At 53.6% G+C, this 5,111-nt stretch carries 5 protein-coding genes; 2 read left to right on the top strand and 3 right to left on the bottom strand.

The annotated features are described in order from the left end of the window. The coding region (locus NP596_RS19670) for a LysR family transcriptional regulator (protein WP_256617101.1) at positions 1 to 818 on the top strand (818 nt) is incomplete at its 5' end. A gap of 545 nt (positions 819 to 1,363) precedes the next feature. On the opposite strand, the gene NP596_RS19665 is transcribed toward NP596_RS19670, so the two are convergent. From NP596_RS19665 to msrP, 3 genes are all read right to left on the bottom strand, one after another. Next, the gene (locus NP596_RS19665) at positions 1,364 to 1,660 is read right to left on the bottom strand and encodes a hypothetical protein (RefSeq protein WP_256617100.1); all 297 of its coding nucleotides are present in this window, start codon (positions 1,658 to 1,660) and stop codon (positions 1,364 to 1,366) included. Positions 1,661 to 1,843: 183 nt separating this feature from the next. Then, positions 1,844 to 2,479: a protein-methionine-sulfoxide reductase heme-binding subunit MsrQ gene (gene msrQ / locus NP596_RS19660; RefSeq protein ID WP_256617099.1), complete on the bottom strand. Its 636-nt coding sequence runs from the start codon at positions 2,477 to 2,479 to the stop codon at positions 1,844 to 1,846. A gap of 2 nt (positions 2,480 to 2,481) precedes the next feature. Beyond that, positions 2,482 to 3,414 (bottom strand): protein-methionine-sulfoxide reductase catalytic subunit MsrP, encoded by a 933-nt coding sequence (msrP, locus tag NP596_RS19655; protein ID WP_256617098.1) that lies wholly within the window; start codon positions 3,412 to 3,414, stop codon positions 2,482 to 2,484. A 443-nt stretch (positions 3,415 to 3,857) separates the two neighbouring features. On the opposite strand from msrP, the gene NP596_RS19650 reads away from it, so the two are divergent. Then, complete coding sequence (locus NP596_RS19650) at positions 3,858 to 5,033, top strand: GGDEF domain-containing protein (protein ID WP_256617097.1); 1,176 nt, start codon at positions 3,858 to 3,860, stop codon at positions 5,031 to 5,033. Positions 5,034 to 5,111 lie beyond the last annotated feature (78 nt).

Below are 5,111 nucleotides of genomic sequence, written 5' to 3'. Positions count from 1 at the left end.
CCGTGGCCGCTCTGGAAAATCGGCTGGGCGTAAAATTGCTGAGCAGGACCACCCGCCATGTGCGGGTCACGGACGCCGGGCAGCGCTATCTGGAAGATGCCAAACGCATCATCCACGATGTCGACGAAGCCGATGAAGCCGCCGCCGGCATCAATGCCGCACCGCGCGGCCAGCTGGCTGTCACCGCCCCTGTATTATTCGGCAAACTGCACGTGATTCCCGGCATCGTCGAATACCTGCAACGCTTTCCGGACATGAAAATCTCGGCGATGTTTCTGGACCGGGTGGTAAATCTGCTTGAGGAGGGCCTGGATGTGGGGATTCGGATTGGCGAACTGCCGGATTCCAGCATGCGCGCCATCCGGGCCGGCCAAGTAAGGTGGGTGTTGTGCGCCGCGCCGGCTTATTTGGAGGAAATGGGCGTGCCGCAATTGCCAAATGAGCTGGATCGGCATTGCCTGATTACCACGGCGGCGGGTTCCTGGTCGGCGGCGGAATGGAAATTCGGAGGCGGAGAAAAAACACAGTCGTATAAAGCCAGATCACGCCTGTGCATCTCCAGCAATGACGCCGCCATTGAAGCGGCGGTAAGAGGTCTGGGCATTGCCCGGGTGTTGTCCTATCAGATTGCTCCATTGTTGGCGGCCGGTCAATTGCAGGCATTGCTGACCGCTCATGAATCGCCGGCGTTGCCGGTTCACGTCCTGCACCGGGAAGGACGCCATGCCTCCGCCAAGGTAAGAACGTTTGTGGACTTTATGGTGGAAAAGCTGCGCGCGGACAAGGCTTTAAATGCGATGCAGCCGGGGACGGAATGAGGTATCCATTTGCAGGCCGACAGGAAACGGTTTGGTTTCCGTAATGACGATTACGGAAATTGCTTGAACCCGCGCGTTCCAGATTCAATACGCTGGTTTAACTGTGAACGGGTTGGATGCCGTAGGTTCTTATGCAAGCAAACCGCAATCAGCAAGAAGGCGGCAATTCGGGGCTACGCCACGCTTCTACGACCATTTCGGTTAGCTCTTTCACGAAAAGCCGTATGAACTGAAAGCCTGCGATCAGCAGAATGACAAATGAAAAAAGTGAAGTAAGCAGCGCTAATAAGACTTTCATATTGGCCTCATCCAAACTTTATGGTTAACGATGGGCCATTCTTTCATTTTTTACTGGAATATCAAGTCCATGCGTCGCAACAACTTGTTGCGCGCCGAGAGCGATAATGTCAAAACTCAATGCCTTAGCCAATTAAGTTAAGGTTAAATATTTTTTATTTCCTTGTTGCCCAGCTAACCGTAGCGCCTATCGAACATCCTTGGCCGAAATCAGTCCGCAAGATCGCCGCCAACGCGGTGCGAACATGCTACAACAGGTTGGTAACAACAAAATAAATCGCCGCAATTTCCAACACGATCGGTAGCACGAAAAAGTAAGGGCATTGCTCTTTTATTGTCAGCAGGGATTCTTTCATCCTGCTTTGCTTGGGCGAAAATGAACGGCCAATACCAGACGCCGGGTAAAGATTTTCCGATTGCGATGAACTAACGCTACCGATGAAGTAATTGTCGTCGTCGAAGATGGAGTCGAACAGGTCGTCCAACTTTTTTTGGTTGTCGAATAAGCCGTTCAAGGCGTTTCTATCAATGGCTGCGGTATACATGGCACAGGCCTCCAATTCGTTTGCTTCGGCAAAGAGACTAACAATTTACCGGGCAATAAACCGTGAAGGCCGTCATGAAGCGCAGTTTTGCACCAATCTTTAGCCGGCACAACGCTACGAAGCAAATAAGTTGTCCGATCAGAAAGGCATTCGGGTCGGCGGAGAATTTTCCGCAAACCGATGTCACCGCTTTACAATCTTAGAATACAAAGGCTTGGTAGTCCTCGGCCGGTAAACCGCCCGCGCCCCCAACAGCACGCCCAGTAGCACCGCAAAAATGATGGGATTGGTAAGGTCTCTTTTGACCAGCCACCAGTAATGCACCACGCCGCCGATGGCGCAGGGGTAGATCAGGGTATGCAGCAGGCGCCAGTATTTGCCGCCCAGCCGGCGGATCATGTTGTCGGTGGAGGTGACGGCCAGCGGGATCATCAACAAAAAGGCCGGGAAACCCACGGTAATATAGGGCCGCTTGACGATGTCCTCCAGAATGCCGTCCCAATCGAAAAATTGGTCCAACACCAGATAGGTTAAAAAGTGCAGGCAGCCGTAAAAAAACGCGAATAATCCCAGCATGCGCCGCAGACGCACCGGCCACGGCCAGCCCGATAGACGCCTGAGCGGGGTTGGAGTCAAGGTAATCAGCAAAAATGTCAATGTCCAGTAGCCGGTGACGTGACTGATTTTTTCGATGGGGTTGGCGCCCAACTCGTCCGAATAAGCGCCGGCGCAAAGTTTCAATAGCGGGATCAAGGCCAGCATAAATACGCCGACTTTAATCCGGCCCACGGTTTTGTTGCCTAAGTTTCTAAAAGACATGCCTAAAAATATTTTTGTAAATCCATGCTGGCATACAACGGTGCCACTTCGTCCGCATAGCCATTAAACATCAGGGTTTTGCGCTTTAAAAACTCGCCGATACGCCGTTCCTTGGTCTGGCTCCAGCGCGGGTGATCCACATCCGGATTTACGTTGGCGTAAAAGCCGTATTCGTTGGGACCGGCTTTCATCCAACTGGTGGTGGGCTGCTTTTCCAGCAAACGAATACCGACAATCGATTTGGCGCTTTTGAAACCGTATTTCCAGGGCATGACGATCCGTACCGGCGCGCCGTTTTGGTTGGGCAACACGTCGCCGTACAAACCCAGCGTCAACAAAGTCAAAGGATGCATGGCTTCGTCGATGCGCAGTCCTTCCCGGTACGGCCAATCCAACACAGCGGATTTTTGCCCCGGCATTTGCGCCGGATCGTACAGGCTGACGAATTCGACATATTTGGCGTTGCCGGTGGGTTCCGCCCGTTTCAGCAGTTCCGCCAACGAAAAGCCCAACCACGGCACCACCATCGACCAGGCCTCCACGCAACGCAAGCGGTAAATGCGCTCCTCCAGGGGCGCCATTTTTAAAATGTCGTCGATATCGAAGACTTTGGGCTTGTTGACTTCGCCTTCGACGGACACGGTCCACGGACGGGTTTTTAAGACGCCGGCATTGGCGGCCGGGTCTTCCTTGCCGGTGCCGAATTCGTAAAAGTTGTTGTACGACGTGATGGCTTTGCGCGGGGTTAGTTCCTCCTCCACGGCGTAAGGGGATTTTTTCAAGTCGCCGAAAGGTCCGGCGGCCCATAGCGACTGCGGCAGCAAGGCCGTCAAAGCCGCGCCGCCGGCGTTCCGCATGAACTTGCGGCGAGCGTAAAACAGTGTCTTGGGGGTGATTTCCGAAGCGGGTATCGCTGGCGTTTTATAGGGTTTCATTTCGTGTTCCTCGGCATTAAATCGGCGTGAAAAATGAGTGGGCTGGTGTTTTCCGTTTCCGGCTGTTTACGTTAACAGCGGATAATAATTTTGTAATCAAGTTCCGCTCAGCTTGCGCGCCGAGTAACCTTAAGCCGCCATTGTCGGCCGTCGATTCCGATCGGCAAAACCGCCAACAATTCCATATCCAAACCAAAATTTGATTGGCAAGGGAGATAAAAACCGCCGCAATCGTAGATCATGTTCCGTCATGAGGCGCGGCGGGACAGGAAAACGACAAGGCACTGGCGGCGGCGTCATGTAAATCGGACACTGCTCGATAAATACGGCCCGGCGGCGCATATAAATTACCGGCTTACCGGGTATTTAGGCGTAGAATTGAGATATGCTAACTGTTTGAACCGTATGAAAAACTTAGATTATTGCCTAGGATATTTCACCCGATGAATCTCGATCTGCGCACAATGATGGTGATGATCTCGGCGCTGAGCTTGCTGTTTTCCGGCCTGCTGGCGCTGGTGGGATTACATGCCGGCGATATCCGCGGGGTACGGCAGTGGGCGATTGGCAGCCTGTGTATCGGCCTCGGTCTGGCTTTTTCCTACACCCAGCTTGAGCCTCCCGGCAACCCTTGGGCACTGGTCTTGGGCGCCAGTTTGGCGCTGACGGGAACAGGCTTTCAATTCAACGGTATTGAAGTCTTCAAAACCGGCCGCTGCAATCGCTATATACCCTGGCTATTGGCCGGACTGGCGTTTTATCAGAATATCTGGTTTACGGTTCTCCACCCGAATATTCATGCCCGGGTTATCGCCAATTCAATGCTGTTTTTTTTAATCAATGCGGCCAGCGCCCGCGCCTTGTTCATACGCATCGAACAACCACTGCGTACCGCCTATTGGTTTACCGGCTCGTCATTCGCAATAGTCGCGGTCATGTTTTTGATCAGGGCAATAGTCGTTTACCTGCTGCCCGCCGATACCTACGGGCTTTATTCGCAAATACCGCTTAACCCGGCATCCTTTTTTGTTGGCGGCATGTCGCAAATGTCCATTGCGTTCGGCTTCGTGTTGATGCTGAATTACCGGCTGGCCGCGGATCATCAAAAATTGGCGTCAACCGACGCGCTGACCGGTGTCATGAACAGGCGCAGCCTGGAACAAGAAGCGGCCCGCTTGCTGGCGCGTTGTTCCCGTAACGGGGAAACGCTTGCCGTCATGATGATCGATGTAGACCATTTCAAATCCATCAACGACCGTTATGGCCACTGGGTAGGGGACGAGGTATTGAAACAGTTGACCGCGCTAGCGGAAAAATCCATTCGCGGCGGCGATTATCTGGCCCGTTACGGCGGCGAGGAATTCTGTATTTTATTGCCGGCCAGCGCCGAAAAAGATGCCTGGCTCTTGGCCGACCGGCTGCGGCAAGTCTTTGCCGGCACCGTAATCGAATGCGGCGGCGAAGTGCTGCGCAGCACCATCAGTATCGGGATCGCCGACTCCGCGCATGCCGGGCTGGCATTCACCTCGCTGATAGTCGCCGCGGATAAGGCCATGTACCGGGCCAAACAGGATGGCCGCAATCGAGTCATTATGCATTCTAGCCATGCCTATGGCTAACCGACCATCGGCCGGGGCAAAACACCCATAAAAAAGGCCGGCATGACGTGCGTCATGCCGGCCTTGTCATTGCTTAAC

This window comes from Methylomonas rivi (genome assembly GCF_024505165.1).
In the GTDB taxonomy this organism is placed as follows: Bacteria; Pseudomonadota; Gammaproteobacteria; order Methylococcales; family Methylomonadaceae; genus Methylomonas; species Methylomonas rivi.
Note: the sequence above shows the minus strand (reverse complement) of the source record. Positions and strands in the feature narration are given on the sequence as shown.